Origin of the sequence: Lysobacter sp. CCNWLW3, assembly GCF_036697405.1 — a bacterium.
Classification (GTDB): domain Bacteria; phylum Pseudomonadota; class Gammaproteobacteria; order Xanthomonadales; family Xanthomonadaceae; genus Lysobacter.
Genome location: NZ_JBAHWA010000001.1, coordinates 659,346 through 682,537 on the forward strand (window position 1 = coordinate 659,346; position 23,192 = coordinate 682,537).

At 70.3% G+C, this 23,192-nt stretch carries 17 protein-coding genes; 10 read left to right on the forward strand and 7 right to left on the reverse strand.

The window, feature by feature from the left end; all coding sequences use genetic code 11:
- Nucleotides 1-261: 261 nt before the first annotated feature.
- Genes V1318_RS02975 through V1318_RS02985 form a run of 3 tightly spaced genes read right to left on the reverse strand, consistent with a single transcriptional unit; the run spans nucleotide 262 to nucleotide 8,029 of the window.
- On the reverse strand, nucleotides 262-3,372 hold the full coding sequence (locus V1318_RS02975) for an efflux RND transporter permease subunit (protein ID WP_332937557.1): 3,111 nt from the start codon (nucleotides 3,370-3,372) through the stop codon (nucleotides 262-264).
- A 10-nt stretch (nucleotides 3,373-3,382) separates the two neighbouring features.
- Nucleotides 3,383-6,886 (reverse strand): efflux RND transporter permease subunit, encoded by a 3,504-nt coding sequence (locus V1318_RS02980; protein ID WP_332937559.1) that lies wholly within the window; start codon nucleotides 6,884-6,886, stop codon nucleotides 3,383-3,385.
- 15 nt (nucleotides 6,887-6,901) lie between these two features.
- A complete protein-coding gene (locus V1318_RS02985; RefSeq protein ID WP_332937561.1) occupies nucleotides 6,902-8,029 on the reverse strand; it encodes an efflux RND transporter periplasmic adaptor subunit in 1,128 nt (375 codons plus the stop codon).
- 322 nt (nucleotides 8,030-8,351) lie between these two features.
- Between V1318_RS02985 and V1318_RS02990 the strand changes: the two genes are divergently transcribed.
- Nucleotides 8,352-8,756: a cytochrome c gene (locus tag V1318_RS02990; protein WP_332938312.1), complete on the forward strand. Its 405-nt coding sequence runs from the start codon at nucleotides 8,352-8,354 to the stop codon at nucleotides 8,754-8,756.
- A gap of 11 nt (nucleotides 8,757-8,767) precedes the next feature.
- Complete coding sequence (locus V1318_RS02995) at nucleotides 8,768-9,202, forward strand: c-type cytochrome (RefSeq protein ID WP_332937563.1); 435 nt, start codon at nucleotides 8,768-8,770, stop codon at nucleotides 9,200-9,202.
- Between the two features lie 153 nt (nucleotides 9,203-9,355).
- Here V1318_RS02995 and V1318_RS03000 read toward each other — a convergent pair whose 3' ends face one another.
- On the reverse strand, nucleotides 9,356-11,044 hold the full coding sequence (locus tag V1318_RS03000; protein ID WP_332937565.1) for a transmembrane repetitive protein: 1,689 nt from the start codon (nucleotides 11,042-11,044) through the stop codon (nucleotides 9,356-9,358).
- Between the two features lie 19 nt (nucleotides 11,045-11,063).
- A complete protein-coding gene (locus V1318_RS03005; protein ID WP_332937566.1) occupies nucleotides 11,064-11,660 on the reverse strand; it encodes an NfuA family Fe-S biogenesis protein in 597 nt (198 codons plus the stop codon).
- Nucleotides 11,661-11,789: 129 nt separating this feature from the next.
- Between V1318_RS03005 and V1318_RS03010 the strand changes: the two genes are divergently transcribed.
- The 4 genes from V1318_RS03010 (at nucleotide 11,790) to V1318_RS03025 (ending at nucleotide 13,855) form a co-directional block, all read left to right on the forward strand.
- Nucleotides 11,790-12,131, forward strand: coding sequence for a 4a-hydroxytetrahydrobiopterin dehydratase (locus V1318_RS03010; RefSeq protein ID WP_056175111.1), 342 nt, complete (start codon nucleotides 11,790-11,792; stop codon nucleotides 12,129-12,131).
- A gap of 8 nt (nucleotides 12,132-12,139) precedes the next feature.
- On the forward strand, nucleotides 12,140-12,577 hold the full coding sequence (locus tag V1318_RS03015) for an energy transducer TonB (protein ID WP_332937569.1): 438 nt from the start codon (nucleotides 12,140-12,142) through the stop codon (nucleotides 12,575-12,577).
- Nucleotides 12,578-12,729: 152 nt separating this feature from the next.
- The gene (locus V1318_RS03020; RefSeq protein ID WP_332937571.1) at nucleotides 12,730-13,443 is read left to right on the forward strand and encodes an energy transducer TonB; all 714 of its coding nucleotides are present in this window, start codon (nucleotides 12,730-12,732) and stop codon (nucleotides 13,441-13,443) included.
- Nucleotides 13,444-13,567: 124 nt separating this feature from the next.
- Nucleotides 13,568-13,855, forward strand: coding sequence for a hypothetical protein (locus V1318_RS03025; RefSeq protein ID WP_332937572.1), 288 nt, complete (start codon nucleotides 13,568-13,570; stop codon nucleotides 13,853-13,855).
- A gap of 9 nt (nucleotides 13,856-13,864) precedes the next feature.
- On the opposite strand, the gene V1318_RS03030 is transcribed toward V1318_RS03025, so the two are convergent.
- Entirely contained in the window at nucleotides 13,865-14,824 is a 960-nt protein-coding gene (locus V1318_RS03030; RefSeq protein WP_332937573.1) for an RluA family pseudouridine synthase, read from the reverse strand.
- A gap of 526 nt (nucleotides 14,825-15,350) precedes the next feature.
- Here V1318_RS03030 and V1318_RS03035 point away from each other — a divergent pair.
- Entirely contained in the window at nucleotides 15,351-18,722 is a 3,372-nt protein-coding gene (locus V1318_RS03035; RefSeq protein WP_332938314.1) for an Rne/Rng family ribonuclease, read from the forward strand.
- A gap of 286 nt (nucleotides 18,723-19,008) precedes the next feature.
- On the opposite strand, the gene V1318_RS03040 is transcribed toward V1318_RS03035, so the two are convergent.
- Nucleotides 19,009-19,629, reverse strand: coding sequence for a response regulator (locus tag V1318_RS03040; RefSeq protein ID WP_332937575.1), 621 nt, complete (start codon nucleotides 19,627-19,629; stop codon nucleotides 19,009-19,011).
- A 142-nt stretch (nucleotides 19,630-19,771) separates the two neighbouring features.
- On the opposite strand from V1318_RS03040, the gene V1318_RS03045 reads away from it, so the two are divergent.
- The 3 genes from V1318_RS03045 to V1318_RS03055 all read left to right on the forward strand — a co-directional run bounded on the left by V1318_RS03045 (nucleotide 19,772) and on the right by V1318_RS03055 (nucleotide 23,184).
- On the forward strand, nucleotides 19,772-20,680 hold the full coding sequence (locus V1318_RS03045) for a M28 family peptidase (protein ID WP_332937576.1): 909 nt from the start codon (nucleotides 19,772-19,774) through the stop codon (nucleotides 20,678-20,680).
- Between the two features lie 245 nt (nucleotides 20,681-20,925).
- The gene (locus V1318_RS03050; protein ID WP_332937578.1) at nucleotides 20,926-21,729 is read left to right on the forward strand and encodes an isocitrate lyase/phosphoenolpyruvate mutase family protein; all 804 of its coding nucleotides are present in this window, start codon (nucleotides 20,926-20,928) and stop codon (nucleotides 21,727-21,729) included.
- 87 nt (nucleotides 21,730-21,816) lie between these two features.
- A complete protein-coding gene (locus V1318_RS03055) occupies nucleotides 21,817-23,184 on the forward strand; it encodes a phospholipase D-like domain-containing protein (RefSeq protein WP_332937580.1) in 1,368 nt (455 codons plus the stop codon).
- Nucleotides 23,185-23,192: the final 8 nt, after the last annotated feature.

Sequence of the window (23,192 nt, forward strand, 5' to 3'; positions counted from 1 at the left end):
GGTGCAAATCGGGGGCTGGGGAGGCGCCGGCTGGGGCCGAATTGGGGCTGGGGCCGTCGGTTTGGGGGCCGATCCGCTTTGGCGGGAGCCTGCGCCGGCCCTCGCGGGGCGCGGTCGCGGCTTGCGCCGCTCCTACAGTGGGTTGGACGGGCTTGCGCGAGATGTCGTGGGCGCGCGGTCGCGGCTTACGCCGCTCCTACCCCAGGGCACCGTGGCCCGCCCTGCCCCGGGTCCGCCGTTGGGCGGACCCGGGACCGGGACTCACTCGGCGTGCAGGGCCGCGACCGACGCGGCCGGCAGCGCCGGCTCGGCCGATTTGCCGCGCGCGCGGCGGACCGCGCGCGCGCTGCCGTTGCGCAGGTCGTCGAGGATGGCGTAGATGGTCGGCAGGAACAGCAGGCTGACCAGGGTCGAGAAGGCCAGGCCGCCGGCGATCGCGCGCGCCATCGGGTAGTAGGCCGGCATGTCGTTGCTGCCGCTGGTCGACAGCGCGATCGGCACCATCGCCAGGATCGCCGTGCCCATGGTCATCAGGATCGGGCGCAGACGCTCGCGGCTGCCCTCGACCAGGGCCTCGGTGCGCGACAGTCCGCGCCGGCGCAGGTTGTTGATGTGCTCGATCATGACGATGCCGTTGTTCACCACCACGCCCATCAGCACCAGGATGCCGATGAAGGACATGATCCCGAAGGTGGTGCTGGTGATCCAGAACAGCCAGAACACGCCGAACACCGAGAACAGCACGCCGCTCATGATCGCGGCCGGGAACAGCAGCGATTCGAACACCGCCGCCATCACCACGTAGATCATCACCAGGGCGAGCAGCAGATTGAACATCATCTGCCCGGTCGCCTCGTCCTCGTCCTCGAACGCGCCACCCTCGAAGGAATAGCTGTAGCCGGCCGGGAACGAGACCGCCTTCAGGGTGTCCTCCATGGCCTTGCGCGCGTCCGGCACGGTGGCCTTGTCGGCCAGGTTGGCCTGGATGGTCAGGGTGGTCTGGCGGTTGGCGCGGCGGATCTCGGTCGCGGCCGGGCGCACGCTGACGTCGACCATGCTCAGCAGCGGCACGGTGCGGCCGTCCGGCGCGCGCACGGTGAACGAGGCGATGTCCTCGACGCCGTAATCCTCGGCGCCGGCGAAACGCACCCACACCGGCACTTCGGTCTCGCCGCGGCGGAATTCGCGCAGCGGCGCGCCGCGCAGGGCCAGGCCGACGAAGCGCGAGACCTCCTGGGCGCTGAAACCGAACGAGGCCGCGCGCTCGCGGTCGACCCGCACCGCCAACTCGCTGTTCTGGTCGCCTGCATCCACGCGCACGTCGCGCAGTTCCTTGCGTTTGGCCAGGATCGGCACGATGTCCTTGGCCACTTCAGCCAGGGTCTGGGTCGAATCGCCGACCAGCTGCACCTGCACGTTCTTGCCCGGCTGCCCGCCACCGCCGCCCGGGCCGCCCTGGTCGCCGATGCCGATGTCGGCGCGGGCCGACTTGGGCAGCGCCTTGCTGATCGCGTCGACCAGGGGCTTGGTGGCGCTGGCTTCCTTGGTGTCGAAGGTGATGCGGGTGCCGGCGCCGCCGACTTCGCTGTAGTAGGAATAGATCTGGGTGATGTGGAAACGCTTGCGGTTGGCGTCGAGGAACTTCTCGACCCGCAGCACTTCGTCCGACATCTGCTCCTTGGTGTAGCTGCCCTTCCATTGGTAGAAGACGTTGACTTCGCCGCCTTCGTCGCCGCCGAACATGTCGAACTTGGTCTGGGTCATCGGGAACACGCTGACGGCGATGATCAGCACGATGCCCAGCACGCTCCAGCCGCGATGGGCCAGGGTCCAGCGCAGGAACCGCGCGTAGCGGGTCTGCAGGCGCGGGATCAGGCCGCGGGTGTTGTTGACCGTGGGCGGGGTCTTCAGGCGCGCCGAGATCATCGGGATCAGGCTGACCGCGACCAGCCACGAGGCCAGCAGCGAGACCGAGATCGTGATCGCGATCTGGGCCATGTAGATGCTGAGGAAGTTGCGCTCGCCGAACAGGTTGGGCAGGAACACGATGCAGTGGCACAGGGTGCCGGCCGACAGCGCGATGGCGACGTGGCGGGTGCCCAGGATCGAGGCCAGCCGCGGCTGGTCGGGCATCTTCTCGCGTTCCTGGTAGATGCTCTCCACCACCACCACGGCGTTGTCGACCAGCATGCCGACCGCCAGCAGCAGGCCCATCATCGACAGGATGTTGAGGGTGACGCCGGCGAAGTACATGAAGCCCAGGGTCATCACGAAGCAGATCGGGATGGCCAGGGTCACCATCAGCGTCGACGGCCAGTGGCGCAGGAAGAAGAACAGCACCGCGACCGACAGCAGCAGGCCGATGCCGCCGGCCTCGGCCAGGTCGAGCAGCGAGGACGTGACGTTCTCGCCCTGGTTCTCGATGATCTTGATCTGGACGCCGCGCAGCGAAGGCTCCTTGCGGATGTCCTCGACCTCCTGCAGCGCCAGTCGCGAAACCTCCACCAGGTTGGCGTTGCGCTCCTTGAAGATGTCCAGGCCCACCGCGGGACGGCCGTCCAGGCGGCGGCCGTAGTCCATGCGCGCCGGCTTCATGCGCACGTCGGCGATGTCGCCCAGGCGGGTGCCGTTGGCGCCGATCACCAGCTCGCGCAATTGCTGCAGATCGGTCACCTCGCCCACCGGCTGCACGCGCAGGCGCTGGCCGCCGTCGTCGATCTGCCCGGCCGAGACCGAGAAGTTCACCGCTTGCAGGCGCGTGGTCAGTTCGTTGAGGCTGAGGTTGTGCGCGGTCAGGCGGTCGGGCTGGATCGCGATCTCGACTTCGTTCGGCGGCGCGCCGGACACATCGACCCGGGCCACGCCGGGCAGGCGTTCGATGCGGCGCTTGAACTCGCGGTCGATCAGGTCGTAGGCGCCGGTCAGGTCGATGTCGCCGGCCAGGCGCACGCGCAGCACGGGCTGGTCGGTGGTCGAGAACTTCTGCACGAAATAGCGCTGCAGGTCTTCGGGCAGGTCGGCGCGGATCGCGTCGATGCGCTCGCGCGCCTCGGACGCGGCGATCGCCACGTCGCGGTCCCAGTCCGAGAACTGGATGAAGATGTTGGCGCCGTCCGCGCGCGCGCCGGCGTCCATGCGCTTGATGCCGGTCATGGTCGACAGCGATTCTTCGACCGGCCGCAGCACCGTGCGCTCGACCTCTTCCGGGGTCGAGCCGGTGTACGGCATCTGCACGAAGATGAAGGGCGGAGAGACCTCCGGGAACGCCTCCAGGGGCAGCCTAATCGCGGCGATCAGGCCGACCACGAACAGCGACACGAACAGCATGACCGCGGTGACGGGACGCTTGATGCTGAGCTCGGCGATGCTCATCGTGCGCTCCTCAAGCCTGGCCCGGGCCGGTCGGATCGACCAGCGGCGCTTGTTCGTCCTCGATCATCTCGGCCGCGGCGCGCGCCTCGCGACGGGCGCGGCGCGCGCGTTCGCGATAGTGCTCGTCGGAACGGCGGTCGAGCAGGTCGTACACCACCGGGATCACCACCAGGGTCAGCAGGGTCGACACCAACAGGCCGCCGATCACCGTGATCGCCATCGGCGCGCGCACCTCGGCGCCGTCGCCGGTGGCGATGGCCAGCGGCAGGAAGCCGAACAGGGTGCACAGCGTGGTCATGATGATCGGGCGCAGGCGCGAACGCGCGCCCTCGGCCAGGGCCTCGCGCTTGGGCACGCCCTGCTCGCGCAGCTGGTTGACCTTGTCGATCAGGATGATGGCGTTCTTCACCACCAGGCCGACCAGCAGGATCAGGCCGATGAACACCACCACCGAGACCGCCGAGTTGGTGAGCAGCAGCGCCAGCACCGCGCCGACCAGGGCCAGCGGGATGGTGAACAGGATCACGAAGGGGTGCAGCAGCGATTCGAACTGCGAGGCCATCACCAGGTAGACCAGGAAGATCGCCAGGCCGAACGCGAACAGCAGCGAATTCACCGACTGCTGCAGCTCCTCGCCCTGACCGCCGATGTGCATGCGCACATCCGTCAGCGGATTGTCGGCGACCATCTGCTGCACCTCGGCCACGGCGGCGCCGAGGTCGATGTCGCGCAGGTTGGCCGAGACGATCGCCACGCGCACCTGGTCGGCGCGGTGGATTTCGCTGGGGCCGGTGGTGGAGATCACGTCGGCGACCGAGTCCAGGGTCACCGGGCGGTTGCTGCCCGGGTTGACGATCAGGCGGCGGATGCTCTCGACCGAAGCGCGGTCGGATTCGCGCGCCCGCACCAGCACGTCGATCTTGCGATCGCGGAAGCTGTAGCGGGTGGCGACGTCGCCGCGCACCTTCTTGACCACCACGTCGGCGATCTGGCGGGTGGTCAGGCCGAGCGCGCCGGCGCGTTCCTGGTCGAAACGGATCTGGATCTCCGGGAAGCCCTGCTCCACCGTCGACTTGACGTCGGCGTAGTGCTTGTTGGCGCGCAGCATCGCGGCCACGCGCTGGCCGGCGCGCTGGATGGTTTCGACATCTTGGCCGCGCAGTTCGATTTCCAGCGGGGTCGAGAACGAGAACAGTTCCGGACGGCTGAAGTCGACCTGGGCGCTGGGATGGGCGCGCATGGTCTGGCGCAGGCGTTCGGTCTCGGCGGCCTCGACCTGCTTGCTGCCGCCGTCGGCCATCACCACGCTGAGCTTGCCGATGTTCTCGCCGCTCTCGGTGGGATTGGCGTCCAGGCGCGTGCCGCTGCCGCTGACGCCGAACAGGGCGCGGATGCCCGGATCCTTGGCGTGCTTGCTCTGCAGCTCGCGCACCAGGGCGTCGGTTTCGCGCAGGGGCGTGCCGGGCGGCAGCTTGACCGTCATTTCGAAGCGGTCCTGGGCCAGCTGCGGGATCAGGTCGGCGCCCAGCATCGGCACCGCCAGCAGGGTCAGCGCGAACGCCGCCGTGGCCGAGCCCAGCACCAGCCACGGCCGCCGCATGGCGTTGGGCAGCAGGCGCAGGTAGGCGTTTTCGGCGCGGCTGTACGGCCACATGGCGATGTCGCTGGCCTTGCGCATGATCGGGCCGATCACCGCGGCCAGGCCGCGCCACAGGCGCACGAAGAACCAGGCGATGCCGAAGAACGCGCCGCGGCCGGCCACGCCCAGGCCGTGGCTGGTGGCGGCCAGCGGCTTCTGCAGCTTGGACTGCGGCTGCCAGCGCGGATGCGGCTCCTCTTCCGGGAACGCCATCGGCGTGCGGTCCTTGAGCGCGCTCAGCATCGGGATCAGGGTCATCGACACGACCAGCGAGATGCCGATCGCCAGGGCCACGGTCAGGGCCTGATCGCGAAACAGCTGGCCGGCGATGCCCTCGACGAACACCAGCGGCAGGAACACCGCGATCGTGGTCAGGGTCGAGGCGACCACGGCCATGCTGACTTCGCGGGTGCCGGCGACCGCGGCCTGGAGGATGCCCAGCCCGCGTTCGCGCGCCTTGGCGATGCTTTCCAGCACCACGATCGAGTCGTCCACGACCAGGCCGGTGGCCAGCGCCAGGCCGCCCAGCGACATCACGTTGAGGCTCAGCCCCAGGCGGTCCATGAAGAAGAAAGTGGTGATGATCGAGACCGGCAGCGACAGGCCGACCACGAAGGTGCTCCAGCCGTCGCGCAGGAACAGGAAGATGATCAGGATCGCCAGGGCCGCGCCGATCATGCCGTCCAGCTTCACGTCGCGGATGGCGTGACGGATGAACTGCGACTGGTCGTCGATGGTGGTCAGCTCGACGTCGGCCGGGATCTGCGCCTTGATCTGCTCCAGGCGGGCCTGGATGGCGTCGGCGGTGGCGACGGTGTTGGCGTCGCCTTCCTTGTAGATCGCCAGCTCGACGGCTTCCTTGCCGCCCATGCGGATGATCGCCTCGCGCTCCTTGTAACCCTGGCGCACCTCGGCGATGTCCTTCAGGCGCACCGGCATGCCGCCGGCCACGGACGCGCTGGAACCGGAGTTCGCGCTCTGCACCGACGCCGCCGCGGCCATCGCCGCCGCATCGCCGCTGGAGGCCGCGATCGCCGCCATCTGCGCGGCCGCGTCGGCGGCCGCGTTGCCGCCGCCGCTCTGGGTGGTGACCAGCATCTCGCGGATTTCGGGCACGCTGGCGAACTGGTTGACGGTGCGCACCAGGTAGCGCTGCGAACCCTCTTCCAGGCGGCCGCCGGAGATGTTGATGTTCTCCTGCTGCAGGCGCTGGATCACGGTGTCGATCGGCAGGTTCAGCTGGGCCAGCTTCTGCTGGTCGATATCGACCTGGATCTCGTCCTCCAGGCCGCCGCCGACCTTGACCGCGGCGACGCCGTCGACCGGTTCCAGCTTCTTCTTCAGATCGTCGTCGGCGTAGCGGCGCAGCGCGGTGAGCTGGCGCACCGAATCGCCGTCGGCCTTGGCCGACAGCGCCAGGCGCAGGATCGGCTCGGTCGAGGGGTTGAAGCGCAGCAGCACCGGGGCCTTGGCCTCCAGTGGCAGCTGCAGCACTTCCATCTTGTCGCGCACCTCCAGGCTGGCCTGGTCCATGTCGGTGCCCCAGGCGAACTCGAGCACGACGTCGCTCTGGCCGGTGCGCGAGACCGACTTGAGCTTGCGCAGGCCCTTGACCACGCCCACGGCCTCTTCGACCGGCTCGGAGATCAGGGTTTCGATTTCCGACGGCGCCGCACCGGTGTACTCGGTGCGCACGGTCAGGGTGGGATAGCTCAGGTCCGGCAGCAGGTTGACCTTGAGGTCGCCCAGGGCGATGAAGCCGAACAGGATGAAGGTGATGGTCACCATCGCCACGGTGACCCGGCGGCGTGTGGAGAATTCGACCAGATTGAAGGAGCCGCCCTCGTGGGCGTGATTCTTGGAAGCCGGGGTCACGGTGGGTCTCCGCCCTTACTGCTTCGGCTTATCGGATTTCTCGGCGGAGGCGACCTGCTTGGGCGCGTCCTTACCGATCAGCTGCACCAGGGTGCCGTCGCGCAGCGCGGTCTTGCCCGCCACCACGACCTGGTCGCCCTGCTTGATGCCGGCGCGGACCTCGGCCCATTCGCCGTCCAGGTAGCCCAGCTTGACCGGCACGCGCGCGGCCTTGGCGTTGCGGATCACGAACACCGCCGGATCGCCCTCGTCCTCGAGCAGGGCGATGCGCGGCACCACCAGGGCGTCGGCGCGGTTGTCGTAATCGATGCGGATGCGGCCGAACATGCCCGGCTGCAGGGTCTCGCCGCCGGCGAAGGTGCAGACCACGCGGAAGGTGCCGCTGCCCGAATCCACTACCGGCGCGACGCGATCGACCGTGCCCTGGAAGACCTTGCCCGGCAGGGCGTCGACCGCCAGCTGCACCGGCAGGCCGGCCTTGAGCGTGGCCAGTTCGCGCTCGGGTACGTTGAGCGTGGCCTCCAGGCGCGAGGTGTCGACGATGCGGAAGATCGGGGTGTTGATCTGGACGAAGTTGCCGGTCTTGATCGAACGCGAGGCGATCACGCCGGAGATCGGCGCCTGCACGTTGGCGTAGGACAGTTCCAGGTTGGCCAGGCGATTGGCGGCGCGCGCGTTCTCGAGGTCGTAGCGCAGTTGGTCGTTGTCGTTGGCGCTGAGCAGGCGCTGTTCGGCCAGCTGCTTGGAACGGGCGAAGTTGGCCTCGAGCTTGCGCATCTGCGCCGAGGTCTGGGCGGCCTGCAGTTCCGAGCGCGCCGAATCCAGGCGCACCAGGGTCTGGCCGGCGCGCACGATCTGGCCTTCCTCGGCCATCACGTTCAGGGCCACGCCCGAGGTCTTGGCGACCACCTGGGACTCGGCCCGGGCCTCGAGGGGGGCGGTGCCGGTGTAGCTGGCGGCGATGGCCCGGCGCGAAGCCAGGGCGACCTCGACCGGGACGGCGTCGGGCGCCTTCTGTTCCTTGGCCTGGGCTTCTCCGGCCCCGCCGCCGCCCTTGCAGGCCGTCAGGGCCAGGGCGCAGGACAGCGCGAGGAGAGCGACGCGGGCGGCCCCGGCCTGACGGAATGTGGTGTTTTGACGCATTTCAGACGACCCCGATGGCTGAACTTGCTAGCTGGAACCGGCGCTTGTGCCGGTGTTGTATATAGGTATATCACCCACCTCCGAAATCGCATCCGCCGAAGGTCATGGTGACTGCCGCCATGCCTTGCGCGCCGCGCCCCGAATCCCTGGGACAACGTGCGGCGCGCGGCCGATCGGCACACCCTGCGTATGCGATGCGGTCAGGGACGACTTCGTTGCATCCGCATCGCGGGCTATACTTGCGGACTTATGCGCGGTCGTGACCGTGCACAGCCAGCTACAACTCTTTCGCTAGCCATTCGAGATTGCGGATTACGACATGATGCGACCGCTGACGATCGCCGCCTGCTTTGCCCTGACCATCGCCGCCGCACTGGCCGCGAACGCCGAGGACAAGGCTCCGGCCGCCACCCCCGCCGCTCCGGCCGCGGCCACCGCCGCTCCGGCTCCCTCCGCAAAAGCGCCGGCCATCAAGGGCAACGCCGACACGGGCCGCCAGCTCACCTATACCTGCCAGGGCTGCCACGGCGTCACCGGCTACAAGAACGCCTATCCGAACTATCACGTTCCCAAGATCGTCGGCCAGTCGCCCGAGTATCTGGCCAATGCGCTGAACGAATACAAGAAGGGCGCGCGCAAGCACCCGACGATGCAGGCCCAATCCCAGAGCTTCTCGGACCAGGACATCGCCGATATCGCCGCCTTCCTTTCGACCGCGAAGCAGTGAGCAGCCGCCCCATGACGACCAAGCACCTCGCCATCGCCCTGTTCGCCGCGTTCGCCGTGTCCGCCTGCTCGCAGGGCGACACCCCGGCCGAGCATTCCTCCGCCGACCGCGCCGAAGGCCACACCTCCTCCTCGTCCGGCCTGCCGGCCGGCCACATCGCCGCCGGCGAAAAGCTGGCCAGCACCAAGGGCGCGGCCACCGGCCAGTCCTGCGTGGACTGCCACGGCGCCGAAGGCAACGCCCCGATCGACGCGACCTACCCCAAGCTGGCCGGCCAGTACCACGACTACATCGCGCACTCGCTGCAGATGTACCGCGACGGCGACCGCGAGCACGCATTGATGTCCAGCCAGGCCAAAACCCTGACGGACCAGCAGATCGCCGACCTCGCCGCCTACTTCGGTTCGCGCGACGGCAAGCTGCACGATCTGCATAACGTGCATTGATCCTGGCTCCGGTCCGGACAGCGAAAGGCCCGCTTCGGCGGGCCTTTTTGTTGGCGACTATTAGCGGCTAGTAGCCAGTGCCTAGCAGCGAGTAACAGGTGAAAGCCGCCCTTGCTCGTTACTAGTCACTTCTTTACTCGCTATTCGCCGCCCCTACCCGCCCGGCGGCGGCTTCACGCTGCCGTTGTCTTCCTGCAGGCCGGGCTTGAACGGAATGTCCGGCGGCGGGCGCGCGATCGCGGGCTGCTCGTTGAGGTTGGGGTCGTTGATGCTGCAGGCGCCGCCCAGGGCCAGCAGCGACACCCCGCAGACGATGCTCTTGGTGGTGCCCGGGATCGGGATCGCGACTTCCTTGAAGCCCTTGCGCACCCATTCCTGCAACAAGGTCTCGTTGGGCCGCCAGTACTTGTCGAACGCGGTCGGCTCGTAGTCGTTGGGCTTGCGCCGCAGCCAGGTGCCGGCGCGGTCGATGTTCTTGATTTCCTGGGTGATCGTGCCCGGCGGGAAGCCCGGCGAGGCCGAACCGGGCTGCTCGGCCAGGCGCACGCTGCCGTCGCTGTTGAACAGGCCGGGCTTCTCGCCGCGCTGGCCGCCGGGGACGTTGCGGGTCGATTGGCCCCAGTCGTCGCCGCGCCGCGGCGTGGCGATGCTGCCGGGCGCCGGCGTGGGCTTGGGCCCGGCGCCGCCGGCGGCGGGCTTCGTTCCGCTGGGGCGCGGCGTGCCGGCGGTGCTGGGCGCCGTGGCGGGCGCCGAGCTCGTGGCCGGAGTCGAAGCCGGCGCGGTCGACGAAGCCGCCGCCGGTGCGGCCGTGGCGGTGCTGGCGGCAGCCGCGGCGGCGGGCGCCGGGACATCGCGGGTGCGCAGGTTCGGCGTGGCCGCGCTCAGCTGCGGCGTCGCCGTGGTCGGGGTCGGCAGTTCGCGCAGCGGCGCGCGCTGCAAGGGCGCCGGCACTTCGCGCGCGGCGACTTCGGGCAGGCGCGCGCTCAGGGACGGCGCCGCGAGTTCGCGCTGCGGCAGCTCGCGCCGGATCGGCTGCACCGGCTCGGAGACCTCGGCCTGGCGCAGCTGTTGGGTCGGCGCCGACAACTCCGGCACCGCGATCGCGGTCTCGGTGCGGCGCTTGGTCGGCGGCAGGGTGAACACCGTGGTTTCCGTGCTGGGCACCGGCTCGCTCACCGCCACCGGCTGCTCCACCGTTGGCGGCGGCAACTGCGGCTCGGGCACGTCGCGCTGCGGAATATCGGGCGCGGCCGCTTCCAGGGTCGGGGTCGGCAGGCTCGGCGAGGCGATGCTGGCGGTGGCCGACGCGGCCGCCTCGGCCGGGGCCGGCGCGGCCTGGGCGGCAGACTCGGAAGGCTGCTCGCTGGGCTGGTCGGGACCGCCGCCGGGTTCCTCCGGCGTGCCCACGCCGATGTATTCGACCTGGACCACGGTCTCGCCCTCGGGCGGCGGGGCCGGCGTGCCGAGGAACTGCAGGTACATCAGCCACAGCAGCAAGGCGCCGAAGAACAAATGCCACAGCAGGGTCACGCTGACCGCGAGCCAGTGCACGCCGCGGGTTTCGCGCTCCGGCGGCTGCCACTGCTGGCGCCACAAGGTGGCGAAGGCCTGCCAACGGTTGAGGTCGCCGACCCGGCGCGGCGGTTGCGTCAGCGGCCGCTGCAGCAGCTGTTCGATCAGGGAGTCGGCGGTGGCCCCGGTCACCCGGCCGGCGCGCGCGCCCATGTCGGCGAACCAGACCGCCCAGCCGGGCGGAAACTCGCCGGGCTTGAGCGAATCGCGACGCACGTTCAGACGCAGCCTGCGCTGCAGGGCTTCGATGAGTGCGGCGGCGGAATACATCAACGGCGCCGCGCCGGGATCAGGCCGCGCTATCGCGGCGGATGTACGGGGCGTCGCCGCTGTCGTGGTCGGTGGCGTCGCGCACCGCGGTCACGCCGGGCACCTTGCTCATCAGGGTCTTCTCGATGCCCTGCTTGAGGGTGACGTCGGCCATGCCGCAGCCGTGGCAGCCGCCGCCGAAGCGCAGCAGCACCACGCCGTCGGCGGTCACTTCCTGCACCGACACGTTGCCGCGGTGCTCGGCCAGTTGCGGATTGATCTCGTGCTCGACCAGCCAGTGCACGCGCTCGACCAGCGAGGCCGACTCGGCCGGCGCCTCGCCCTTGATCTTGGGCGCGCGGATCTGCAGCTGGCCGCCGGTGGCCATGGTTTCGTAGTCGATCTCGGCGCCGTCCAGGTAGCGCACGCTGACCGCTTCCAGCCACAAGGTGAAGCCGTCGCAGTCGATCGCCCACTCGTCGCCGGACAGGTCGCCGGGCTCGGCGAACTCCAGGCGCACGTCGGCGCGCGGCGTGCCCGCATGCACCGCAGACAGCTTCACGCCCAGACCGGGCAGCGCCTCGCGCTCGATCAGCTTGCGGAAATGGGTCTGCGCCGATTCGGAAATGTTGATCATGGGGCTATTCTAACGGGGTCCGTGTCATGTGAAGACACACCCCGACGGCCGCGGCGGCCGGTGTTGCGAGTTCCATTCAGGCAAGCCCGAACGGACCCGCGCCCCGCCCCCGCAAGGAGCGCAAGACCGATGAACGACTTGATCCCCCTCGCCCAGGCGCACTGCCTGGCCCGCCGCGGCAGCGAACACCGCCTCAGCGAGGCGCGCGTGCGCGAACTGCTGCCGGAAGTGCCGGGCTGGGAGCTGGCCGAAGACGGCCACGCGCTGGTGCGTACCTTCCGCTTCGACGATTACTACCGCACCATGGCCTTCGTGAATGCGCTGGCCTTCATGGCCCATCGCGAGGACCACCACCCCGACCTGGGCGTGCATTACGACCGCTGCGTGGTGCGTTATTCCACCCACGACGTCGGCGGGCTCAGCGAAAACGACTTCATCTGCGCCGCCAAAGCCGACGCCCTCACCGGTTGACCGCCGCCATGACCAGCCCAGCCCCGTTCCGCCTCATCCCTTTGCGCGCCCTGGCCGCGGCGCTGGCCCTGAGCACGCTGCTCGCCGCCTGCCACAAGCCCGCCGAGGAACCGATCGTGCGCTCGACCGAGCCGCTCGCGGTGAACACGCCGCCGCCCGCCTATCCGATGGAATTGGGTTGCGAGGACATCGGCGGCCAGGTCGTGCTGAAGGTCACCATCGGCGTGGAAGGCAAGCCCACCGACATCCGCATCGTCCAGACCAGCAAGACCAAGCAGCTCGACGACGCCGCGGTCGCGGCGGTGCGCGGCTGGACCTTCCGCGCCGCCACCCGCGGCGGCAAACCCACGCCGGTCTCGATCCAGGTGCCTGTGACCTTCGCCCCGCCGGCGGTGCGTCCGGAGTCGTGCTTCGTGTACGACGAGGAAAAGAAGAACACGCTCTGAGCCCGGGCCGCGCGCCAGCCCGGGCAAGCGGCCGTGCGGCGCGCAACGCGCACGGCCCGCCGCAAGGCCGTACCGGCGCCGGAGCCCGCGCCTCTTCATCGGCGAGATCATCGCCGCCGTCCCGCCACGAGTTCCGGGGAGATCTCGTCACCATGTCCGTTCGTCCGCTCCGCTCCGCGGCGCTGCTCGCGTTCGCCCTGCTCGCCCACGGCGCGAACGCGCAAGCGCCGACCCCGCCGCCACCGCCGCCGACACCGCCGGTCGCGATCGACCCGGGCAAGCCGCAGCGCCCGGTCGCCGCGCTTTCCAGCGTGATGCCGACCTATCCGCGCGACCAAGTCTGCCTGGGCGTGCACGGGACCGTGACCCTGATCGTCACCATCGGCGCCGACGATCAGGTGCAGGACGTCGAGGTCGAACGCAGCACGCGCAGCCGCGAACTCGACCGCGCGGCGATGGAAGCGGTGCGCAAGGCGCGCTGGCAGGCCGAAATCGTCAACGGCGAGCCGGTCGCCTCGCGTGTCCGCCTGCCGGTGGAGTTCGTGCTGGATCAGCAGCCGCGCGAGTACTGCCGGCGCGTAGACGTCACCCTGTTCGACACCGAAGCCGTGGCGCCGGTGAGTGCGCGCATCGAGCTGTACGTGCCCGCCGCGCTGGAAGCACAGCTGCAATGGCGCCGCCTCGCCGTACCGCCGCAGTCGGAGGCCCTGATCCACGAGGAGCGCCGCGCGCTGCCACGGTCGGAACGCGAGCGCCGCAGCGCCGTCGAGGTGGCGACGCCTAAGCCGCTGCCGCCGGGCCGCTACGCGCTGGACGTGCTGATCGACGGCGAGCTGCGCGGCCACCAGGAATTCGAGGTGCGCTGAAGCGCCGCCGGCCACGCACCACGCGGACGGCGACGTTCAGCCACCTCGGCTTCGCCACGCCTCGCCGCAGCGCCACGCCGATCGAGGCGCGTCGAGGGAACGCTACCAGCGAAGAGAGACGACCATGAGCAGCGACACCGAACCGCTAATGCTCAATTGCGGCGAGCATGGCCAGCGCATCGCCACCGTGGTCTGCGGTCACATGCTCGGCGGCAGCGACCGCCCCCGCGCGGGATTCATCGAGAACAGCGGCGACCCGAACGACCTTCAGGCCTGGTGCCATGCCTGCGAAGCCAAATTCGAAGAGGAAGGCGGTATGACCGAGGCCTTCCTGGCGTTCAACGCCGTCGCGATGGTGTGCGTGGACTGCTACCTGGCCGCCAAGGCGCATCACTCCCTGGCGGACCACTGACCCGCTCGCTCAAGCCAAGCGATCCAGCACCTCGATCAGCTCCGGGGCCAGCGGCGCATTCAACAGATACGGCTCGCGGCCGCCGTCCAGCGCGAACTCCAGGGTCGAGGCATGCAGGAACAGCCGGCGCAGCCCGGCCTGGTCGCGCAGGCGCTTGTTGGCCTCGGGGTCGCCGTACTTGTCGTCGCCGGCCACGGCGTGGCCGATGTGCTGGGCGTGGACGCGGATCTGGTGGGTGCGGCCGGTCTCGATCCGGACCTCGCAATAGGACTGCCCGCCGCGCCGCTCCAGCACCTTGAAGTGACTCAGCGAGGCCTTGCCGTCGCGGTGGACCTGAACGTGGCGCTCGCCGCCCTGGCGCAGGCCGATGTGCAGCGGCGCGTCCACGCTCATGACCCCGTCGGGCAGGCGCCCGGTCAGCAAGGCCAGGTAGCGCTTGGCGATACCGCCGTCCTCGCGCATCAGGGCCTGCATCTCGGTCAGGGCGGAACGCTTCTTGGCCACGATCAGCAGCCCCGAGGTGTCGCGGTCCAGGCGGTGGACCAGCTCCAGGGTCTGGCCCGGGCGCAGCGCGCGCAGGGTCTCGATGGCGCCGAAGCTGATCCCGCTGCCGCCGTGGCTGGCCACGCCCGAGGGCTTGTTCAGGGCCAGCAGGCGCGCGTCCTCGAACACGATGGCCGCGTCCAGGGCGTCCATGAAGCCCTTGGGCGGCGAAGCCTTTTCTCCGACCTCGCTGAGACGGACCGGCGGAATGCGCACCTCGTCGCCGGCCTCGAGCTTGCGCTCGGCCTTGGCGCGGCCGCCGTTGACCCGGACCTGACCCGAGCGGACCAGCTTATAAATTAATGAACGGGGCGCTCCCTTGAGCTGGCCGAGCAAGAAGTTGTCGAGCCGCTGACCTTCACGGTCGTCTGGCACACGAATAGTGCGGGCCCCGGGGCCCGTGGCGGTGTTGGCTGGAGAGGTCATCCGGAAAGCGTTATCTGTTACACTCGCGACGCGAGATAAGGTTTTGATTTCGCTGGGAGTTGTCCTGCAGGTCGCGCCAGAAGGGCATGACCGCAGGATTGGGCCGAAAGCCCCTCCTCGCGATTCCGGTCCGCGTCTAACCACTGCCCACGGGGTAGCCATGTTAGCAGCGACGGTCCGGCGGAACCCGCCCTCGCCCGGTGGTTCTCCCGCAGGGGCGACGCCATCGCGATGAACACGACCCGTGCGGCGCCAAGGTTCAGACCGAAGGCCGCCGCCGGGCCCCCGCCCCGAGCGACGTTCGCGTCGCCGGTCCGAAAGTCAGGCAACAAAGAAACAAGCGCTCCCGCGGCGTGCCGTGGTGTAGAAGCGCTGGTAGTGGAAGTTTCGCCGGCGCGCGCCGGGCGCAGAGCGGTTCGCCGCCCTGCTGCGTACAGGCCGCGACGGCGGGGCTTCGGTTCCCAGATAGCGAAACGCCATGGCGTTCCGCGCGGTAGAGCGCGCGAGGAACGCAACAATGAAGCGCATGCTGATCAATGCGACGCAGGCGGAAGAACTGCGCGTCGCAATCGTCGACGGCCAGAACCTGTACGACATCGACATCGAACAACCGGCCAAGGAACAGAAGAAGTCCAATATCTACAAGGGCCGCATCACCCGCCTGGAGCCCTCGCTCGAAGCGGCGTTCGTGGAATACGGCGCCGAGCGCCACGGCTTCCTGCCGTTGAAGGAAATCTCCCGCGACTATTTCCAGGCCGGCGTCGACCATAACAAGGCCGGCCTGCGCGAACTCCTGCGCGAAGGCCAGGAAGTGGTGGTCCAGGTCGACAAGGAAGAGCGCGGCAACAAGGGCGCCGCCCTGACCACGTTCATCTCCCTGGCCGGCCGCTACATGGTGCTGATGCCCAACTCGCCCACCGCCGGCGGCGTCTCGCGCCGGATCGAGGGCGACGACCGCGCCGCCCTCAAGGAGGCGATGGACAAGCTGGCCATCCCCGACGACATGGGCGTGATCATCCGCACCGCCGGCGTCGGCCGCGACGCCGAAGAGCTGCAGTGGGACCTGGACTACCTGCTGCAGGTCTGGAAGTCGATCGCCGAGGGCGCCCTGAGCAAGCCCTCGCCGTTCCTGATCTACCAGGAATCGCGCCTGATCATCCGCGCCCTGCGCGACTACATGCGTCCGGACATCGGCGAGATCCTGGTCGACACCGACGAGATGTACGCCGAAGCGCGCGATTTCGTCGAACAGGTCATGCCGCACAACCTGCGCAAGCTGAAGAAGTACAGCGACGATACCCCGCTGTTCAACCGCTTCCAGATCGAATCGCAGATCGAAAACGCCTACGAGCGCACCGTGCGCCTGCCCTCCGGCGGCGCCCTGGTGATCGACCAGACCGAGGCCCTGACCGCGGTCGACGTGAACTCGGCGCGCGCCACCAAGGGCGGCGACATCGAAGAAACCGCGTTCAACACCAACCTGGAGGCGGCCGAGGAGGTCGCGCGCCAGATGCGCCTGCGCGACCTCGGCGGCCTGGTGGTGATCGACTTCATCGACATGTCGTCCAACCGCCACCAGCGTGAGGTCGAGAACAAGCTGCAGAACGCCCTCAAGCAGGACCGCGCGCGCGTCCAGATCGGCCGCATCTCGCGCTTCGGCCTGCTCGAACTCAGCCGCCAGCGCCTGCGCCCCTCGCTGGGCGAGTCCAGCCAGTTGGTCTGCCCGCGTTGCGACGGCCACGGCCGCATGCGCAGCGTCGAGTCGCTGTCGCTGTCGATCCTGCGCGTGGCCGAAGAGCATGCGATGAAGGAGAACACCGGCCAGGTGCTGGTGCAGGCGCCGACCGAGATCGCCAACTACCTGCTCAACGAAAAGCGCCGCGCCCTGAGCGAGATCGAGCAGCGCCACGATTCGCCGATCGTGATCGTCGCCGACGACCAGCTGGAGACCCCGCACTACGAGGTCACCCGCATCCGCGAGAACGAGCTGGGCGAAGAGTCCAGCAAGCCCAGCTACCAGCGCGGCACCCCGCGCAAGCTGCCGACCCACGCCCTGACCAAGGCCCATCTGAACATCCCGGATGCGCCGATGGTGACCAACGTCAAGCCGGCCCAGCCCGCGCCGATGCGCGAGCCGCGCGAAGAGCCGGCCGTGGCCGCCTTCGCGGTGCCGGCGCCGGTGGTGGTGGCGCCGCCGCAGGTCGGCGTGTTCGGCCGCATCCTCAACTTCTTCCGCGGCGGCGAACCCGCTGCCCCGGCCGCGCCGGCTCCGGCCGCGCGCGCGCAGGACGGCCGCGGCCGCAGCGAGCGCGGCGACCGCAACGGCGGCCAGCGCCGCGACGGCCGCAACGAAGGCCGCAACGGCAAGGGCGGCCGCGACGGCGGCCGCCGCGACGAGCAGCGCCGCGACAAGCCGCAGGCCCAGCAGGCCCAAGGCGGCCAGCCGCAGGCCAACCGCGGCAAGCAGGAGCAGCCGGCCAAGCAACAGCAGCCGCAGAACCCGCCCAAGCAGCAGCAGGCCCAGCAGCCCAAGCCGCCCAAGCCGCTGCCGCCGCAGGGCGAAGAGCAGCGCGCGGGCCATGCCCAGCAGCAGGCGCAGGCCAACAACGCCCCGCGTCCGCCGCGCGAGCCCAAGCCGGCCGCTCCGCAGCCGCCCAAGGCCGACACCGAAGCGCTGAACGCAGCCGCGATCGCCGCCGCCCTGCCCGCCGTCGCAGCCGCGACCGGCGAAGCCGTGGCCGCCGAGGAAACCATCAAGCGCGAAGCCGCCGTCAACACCAGCAACGAGAACGGCGCCGCGGCCGACGACGCCGCCGGCGAAGGCGGCGGTCGCCGCCGTCGCGGCCGTCGCGGCGGTCGCCGCCGTCGTCGCGGTGCGGGCGAAGCCGGCGCCGCCGGCGAGTCGCAGCTGCACGACGACGTCTTGAACGACGAAGACGACGACGCCGGCGACGAGCCGGGCGCGCCCGCGGTCGAGGCCGCGAACCGCTCGCAGCCCGAGTTCGACTTCGACGACGACAGCTCGGCTCCGGCCAAGCCGGCCGCCGCGCCTTCCGCTGCGTCCGCCGTCGCCAACGCGGCGCCGGTCGCCGCCGCCGCTGCGGTCGCGCCCTCGTTCGCCGCCGAGAGCAAGCCGGCCGAGATCCACGGACGCGCGCGTTTCGACCTGCCCGCCGACGAGCTCGAGCCGGTGCCGCCGAAGGCTGGCGCGCCGACGCCGGCAGCCCCGGCCGCCGCCGCACCGACGGCGATCGAGCCGGCCACCGCCAGCCCGGCCGCCAGCGCAACGGTCGTGGAGCCGACGCCGGCTGCCGCCGCCGCGGAAGCGATCGCGCCTGCGGCCGCCGCAGTGGAAGCCAGCCGCAAGGCCGACGCGGTCAGCGAAGCGCCGAAGGCCTATGAAGCGCCTAAGGCTTACCAAGCGCCGAAGGCCTATGAGGCTCCGAAGGCTGACGAAATGCCGAAGGCCTACGAGCCGAAGGCCTACGAAGCGCCCGCGCCGGTCGTGACTGCGCCGCAGTACGCCCAGCCGGCCGCGCCCAAGGCCGACGAGCCGGCCGCGGTGACGCCCGCCGCCGTCGTGGTCGAGCCCGAAGTCGTGGCCCCGGTCGTGGTCGAAGACGAGCTCGTGCCGGCACCGGTACCGGTCGAGGAGACCGTGGTCGAGACGCCGGTGGTGGTCCCGCCGGTCGAGCCCAAACTGGACGCCGCCGCAACGCCGGTCGCGATCGACGCCGACAAGCGCAGCGACGCCGCGCCGTCGGTGCCGCACACCGCCAGCCTGTTCGACCCGGTGCCGCAGCCGCAGCGCCCGGCGGCACCGGCTCCGGCCGACGCCGCGGTCGAAGGCCAGGCCGATGCGGAAGACGAGCCCAAGGAAGGCGACCGCCAGGCCTGATCGGCTGGGCTCGCAATGCGTCAGGGAACGGGCCGCTCAATGCGGCCCGTTTCCGTTTTGGGGGGCTGACCTCCGGACAGGAATTCGCCGGGCCTTCCGAGCCGCTCGTGGTGAGCGTGTCGAACCATGAGCGGCAGGCCCGCGCAGGTGCAAAAGCAAATCCCCCTCAATCCCCCTTTTCCAAAGGGGGAGGAAGAGAGAGTTGCGTCGTCGCTCTTTGAGCCGTTCGTGGCGAGCCTGTCGAACCATGAGCGGCGGGCCCGTGCCGCCGTAACCGCCACTCGCCTTACAACGCGTTAGCCGGATCGGCCAGGCCGTATTGGCCGGCCAGGCGCGCCAGCGCGATCGTGTCGGCCACCGCCAGCTTGGCGAACAGACGCGTCTTGTGGGTGTTCACGGTCTTGGCGCTGAGGCTAAGACGCTTGGCGATCTCTTCCTGGCGCAGGCCCTGCACCAGCAGCAGCGCGATCTCGATCTCGCGCGGCGACAGTTCGTCGAACGGCGAGGCGCCGCCGTCGACCTTGGCCAAGGCCATGTTCTGCGCGATCGTGGTCGCCAGGTAACGCTTGCCGCGCGACACCTCGCGCACCGCGCGCAACAGCTCGGCGGCGTCGCCGCCCTTGTTGACATAGCCCGAGGCGCCGGCCGCGAGCAGGCGCTGCGGCATCGGCCCGTCCTCCAGCACCGACACGATGATCACGCGCTCGGTCACTTCCAGCCCGCTGTAGCCGGGCAGATGCAGATCGCACAGCACCACGTCGGGACGCAGCTTGCGGATTTCGGGCAAGGCGATCTCGCCGCTCTCGGCGTCGCCGACCACCTCGATGTCGGTTTCCGCCGACAAGATCATGCGCATGCCGGTTCGCACCAGCGCATGATCGTCGACAAGGTAAACGCGTATCGTCATGCTGTCCCCGGCCGCGGCGGCCTGCCGCGAACGAGGCTACGCGGCGCCCGCGGAGCACGCAAGCAGGCGCGAACCTTTGGCACATTCGATCAATTCCGCCGCTGTGCAAACTCCAGCAAATTCGTTAGGCAAAGGATCTCAAATGCCGCACAAAACCCGTCTCGTCGTCCTCGCCCTCAGTCTCGCGATCGCCGCGTGCGCACAAACCGCGCCGATCACGCCGGCGACACCACCGCCGAGCGTGGATGCCGCCAGCCAGCCCGCCGCCGCCAGCTGGCTGGCCGACGTGGAGGCGATGTCCGGCAGCGCCGCCGCGGGCGATCGCCGCGCGGTGATCCAACGCCGCCTGCACGGCCTGGGCATCCAGTGGCGCGGCGTGCCGTTCAGCAGCGGCGAGTACAGCGGCGAAAACCTGCTGGCCGATGTCGCCGGCGCCGCCGACGCGCCGCTGCTGTTGCTGGGTGCGCATTCGGACAAGGTCGAGGCCGGCCACGGCGCGACCGACAACGCCTCCGGCAGCGCGGTCGTGCTGGCCCTGGCCGAACGCTTCAAGCGCGAACCGCTGCAGCACCATCGCGTCGCGGTCGCGTTCTGGGACCTGGAAGAGCGCGGCCTGCTCGGCGCCAAGGCCTACGTCGCCGACGGCAAGCTCAAGCCCGCGCTGTACGTCAATTTCGACGTGTTCGGCTGGGGCGACACGCTGTGGCTGATGACGCCCGATCCGAACCAGCCGCTGGTCGCCGCCTCGCGCGCGGCCAGCGACGAGACCGGGCTCGGCCTGTCCGCCGGCGACAAGTATCCGCCGTCCGATCATCTGGCCTTCCTCAAGGCCGGCTGGCCGGCGGTGTCGTACTCGCTGCTCGGCGCCGACGAGATTCCGCTGACCCTGGAGGCCTTCGCCGGCAAGAAGCCCAAGCCTATGCCCAAAGTGATGCAGGTGATCCACAGCGACGCCGACACCGTCGGCCAGATCGACGCGGTCGCGGCCGCGCGCGGCGTCGATGCGGTCGAACGCGCGCTGCGCCGCTGGGACGCGCAGTCCGCGCCGTAACGTCTGCGGGCTCGCGGCGCGATCCGCCGCGGGCGCTGATCGCAATCGCCGCGGCGAATTCGCAAACGCCGCACACGCTAGCGACGGTGCGCAGGCTATCGTGGCCTGCGCCATCCGAATCCGCGCCACTCGATCCGCCGCCGCGCATATCGCGACGCCGCCGCCACGGCGCTGTCCGAATCCGGCGAGTCGCGATCGCGCCGAGCTGTCAGCATGGCCGCATCCCCTCTCCCCCGGAGCCTCGCATGACCGACCACGCCACCACCTTCCGCCGCCTGCACCAGGACGGCCTGCTCCTGCTCGCCAACGCCTGGGACGCCGGCAGCGCGCGCCTGATCGAAAGCCTGGGCGCGAAAGCCGTCGCCACCACCAGCGCCGGCCTGGCCTGGGCGAACGGTTACCCCGACGGCGACTACCTGCCGCTGGACCGTCTGTACGCCGCGGTCGAAAGCATCGCGCGCGCGATCCGCGTGCCGCTTACCGTCGACGCGGAAGGCGGCTATTCCGACGATCCGATCGCGGTCGGCGCCACCATCGCGCGTCTGGGCTCGCTGGGCGCGGTCGGCATCAACCTCGAAGACGGCGCCGGCAGCCCCGAAGCCTTGTGCGCCAAGCTCGAGCAGATCAAGCGCGCCTGCGCCCAGGCCGGCGTCGACGTGTTCGTCAACGTGCGCACCGACATCTACCTGCGCGGCCTCGCGCCCGAAGGCGAGCGCGTCGGCGCGACCCTGGCGCGTGCACGCCTCTACCGCGACGCCGGCGCCGACGGCCTGTTCGTGCCCGGTATCCAGGAATCGGCCGAGATCGCCGTCGTCGTCGCCGGCACGCCGCTGCCGGTGAACGTGCTCGCGCGCCCCGGCCTGCCCGCCGCGGCGGAACTGGCGCGATTGGGCGTGCGCCGTCTCAGCGCCGGCTCCGGCCTGTCCCAGACCCTGTTCGCACGCGCCGCCGAACTGGCCACCGGCTTCTTCCGCGACGGCGATTCCGCGCCGCTTTCCGCCGCCGCCATGCCCTACGCCCAGATCAACGCGCTGTTCGAACCGCGCTGACGCGGCGGCGCGACGCGCCGGTGTACATTGCCCGCAACGCGCACGCGCCGGCCTTCGCCGGCGCGGCGCTCGCGCCGAGGCAGACGCATGTTCCATTGGCTGACGGGCACCTTCGCGCACCTGGCCGCCGCCGCGCTGGCGGTGCTGATCTACGTGCTGACCACGCGCGTCGCGCAGGAACGCCGCGCGCCCGCGGCCGCGATCGCCTGGGTGATCGCGCTGGCCCTGCTGCCCTACGTCGCCCTGCCGCTCTACCTCGCATTCGGGCGCCGCAAGCTCACGCGCGAGCGCGCGCACCTGCGCGCGCAAACCCGCCCGCAGGCGCATTGGGCCGCCGAACTGCTGGTCTCGCTGGGCCTGCCGACGCCGGCCAGCGCCAGCACCCGCTTCGACGCCGACGGCACGGCCGCGCTCGCCTCCGTGCTGGCCCTGATCGGCGGCGCGCACGAGCGTCTGGATGTGTGCAGCTTCATCCTCGGCGGCGACGAAGTCGGCGCGGGCGTGCTGCAGGCCCTGGCCGCCGCGCGACAACGCGGCGTGCGCGTGCGGCTGCTGCTGGACGGCGTCGGCTCGCTGCGCAGCGACCGCGCCGCGTTGCGTGCCCTGCGCCGCAGCGGCGCCGAGATCGCGTTCTTCCGCGCCCTGCTGGAACGCCCCGACGGCGCGCCGCGCAATCTGCGCAATCACCGCAAGCTCGCCATCGCCGACGGCCAGCGCCTGTGGAGCGGCGGCCGCAATCTGGCCGCCGAATACTTCCTCGACCGCCCGCGGCGTCCGGCCTGGCTGGACCTGTCGTTCACCGTGGACGGCCGAGTCGCCGCCGATGCCGCCGACCGTTTCGAACGCGACTGGCGCAAGGCCCGGCACCAGCCGCAACCGCCGCCGGCCGCGCCATCGCCCGAACCGTCCGAAGCCCCGACCGCGGCCGCCCAATTTTTGCCCAGCGGCCCGGAGCTGCCTGAGGACAGCGCCCAGGCCTTGCTGCTCGCGGGCGGTTTTCGCGCGCGTCGCCGCCTGCTCGCGGTCACGCCCTACTTCGTGCCCGACGACGGCCTGCAGCTGGCGTTGAAGCTGGCCGCGCTGCGCGGCATCGAAGTCGATATCGTCCTGCCGGCGCGCTCCAACCACCGCCTGGCCGACCTCGCCCGCCGCCGCTCCATGCGCGAACTCGCCGCCGCCGGCGCGCGCTTCTGGCTGCATCCGCGCATGCTGCACGCCAAGGCGGTGGTGTTCGACGACGACCTGGCCATGTGCGGTTCGATCAACCTCGACCTGCGCAGCCTGTTCCTCAATCACGAGGCCTCGGTGCTGTTCTATGGCCGCCAGGAGATCGACTGGCTCGCGGACTGGATCCAGGCCCGCCGCGACGAATCGCAGGCCTACGCGCCACGCCCGGCCGGCATGGGCGCCGACCTGCTGGAAGGCGCGGTGCGCGCGGTCGCGTTCCAGCTCTGATCCGGCCC

Excerpts from the sequence above, each read along its gene's own strand:
- V1318_RS03000 (WP_332937565.1), bottom strand. The coding sequence starts at position 11,044 with ATGTATTCCGCCGCCGCACTCATCGAAGCCCTGCAGCGCAGGCTGCGT.
- V1318_RS02990 (WP_332938312.1), top strand. The coding sequence starts at position 8,352 with ATGCGACCGCTGACGATCGCCGCCTGCTTTGCCCTGACCATCGCCGCC.
- V1318_RS03050 (WP_332937578.1), top strand. The coding sequence starts at position 20,926 with ATGACCGACCACGCCACCACCTTCCGCCGCCTGCACCAGGACGGCCTG.
- V1318_RS03010 (WP_056175111.1), top strand. The coding sequence starts at position 11,790 with ATGAACGACTTGATCCCCCTCGCCCAGGCGCACTGCCTGGCCCGCCGC.
- V1318_RS03020 (WP_332937571.1), top strand. The coding sequence starts at position 12,730 with ATGTCCGTTCGTCCGCTCCGCTCCGCGGCGCTGCTCGCGTTCGCCCTG.
- V1318_RS02985 (WP_332937561.1), bottom strand. The coding sequence starts at position 8,029 with ATGCGTCAAAACACCACATTCCGTCAGGCCGGGGCCGCCCGCGTCGCT.
- V1318_RS03025 (WP_332937572.1), top strand. The coding sequence starts at position 13,568 with ATGAGCAGCGACACCGAACCGCTAATGCTCAATTGCGGCGAGCATGGC.
- V1318_RS03055 (WP_332937580.1), top strand. The coding sequence starts at position 21,817 with ATGTTCCATTGGCTGACGGGCACCTTCGCGCACCTGGCCGCCGCCGCG.
- V1318_RS03045 (WP_332937576.1), top strand. The coding sequence starts at position 19,772 with ATGCCGCACAAAACCCGTCTCGTCGTCCTCGCCCTCAGTCTCGCGATC.
- V1318_RS02995 (WP_332937563.1), top strand. The coding sequence starts at position 8,768 with ATGACGACCAAGCACCTCGCCATCGCCCTGTTCGCCGCGTTCGCCGTG.
- V1318_RS03030 (WP_332937573.1), bottom strand. The coding sequence starts at position 14,824 with ATGACCTCTCCAGCCAACACCGCCACGGGCCCCGGGGCCCGCACTATT.
- V1318_RS03035 (WP_332938314.1), top strand. The coding sequence starts at position 15,351 with ATGCTGATCAATGCGACGCAGGCGGAAGAACTGCGCGTCGCAATCGTC.
- V1318_RS03040 (WP_332937575.1), bottom strand. The coding sequence starts at position 19,629 with ATGACGATACGCGTTTACCTTGTCGACGATCATGCGCTGGTGCGAACC.
- V1318_RS03015 (WP_332937569.1), top strand. The coding sequence starts at position 12,140 with ATGACCAGCCCAGCCCCGTTCCGCCTCATCCCTTTGCGCGCCCTGGCC.
- V1318_RS02975 (WP_332937557.1), bottom strand. The coding sequence starts at position 3,372 with ATGAGCATCGCCGAGCTCAGCATCAAGCGTCCCGTCACCGCGGTCATG.
- V1318_RS03005 (WP_332937566.1), bottom strand. The coding sequence starts at position 11,660 with ATGATCAACATTTCCGAATCGGCGCAGACCCATTTCCGCAAGCTGATC.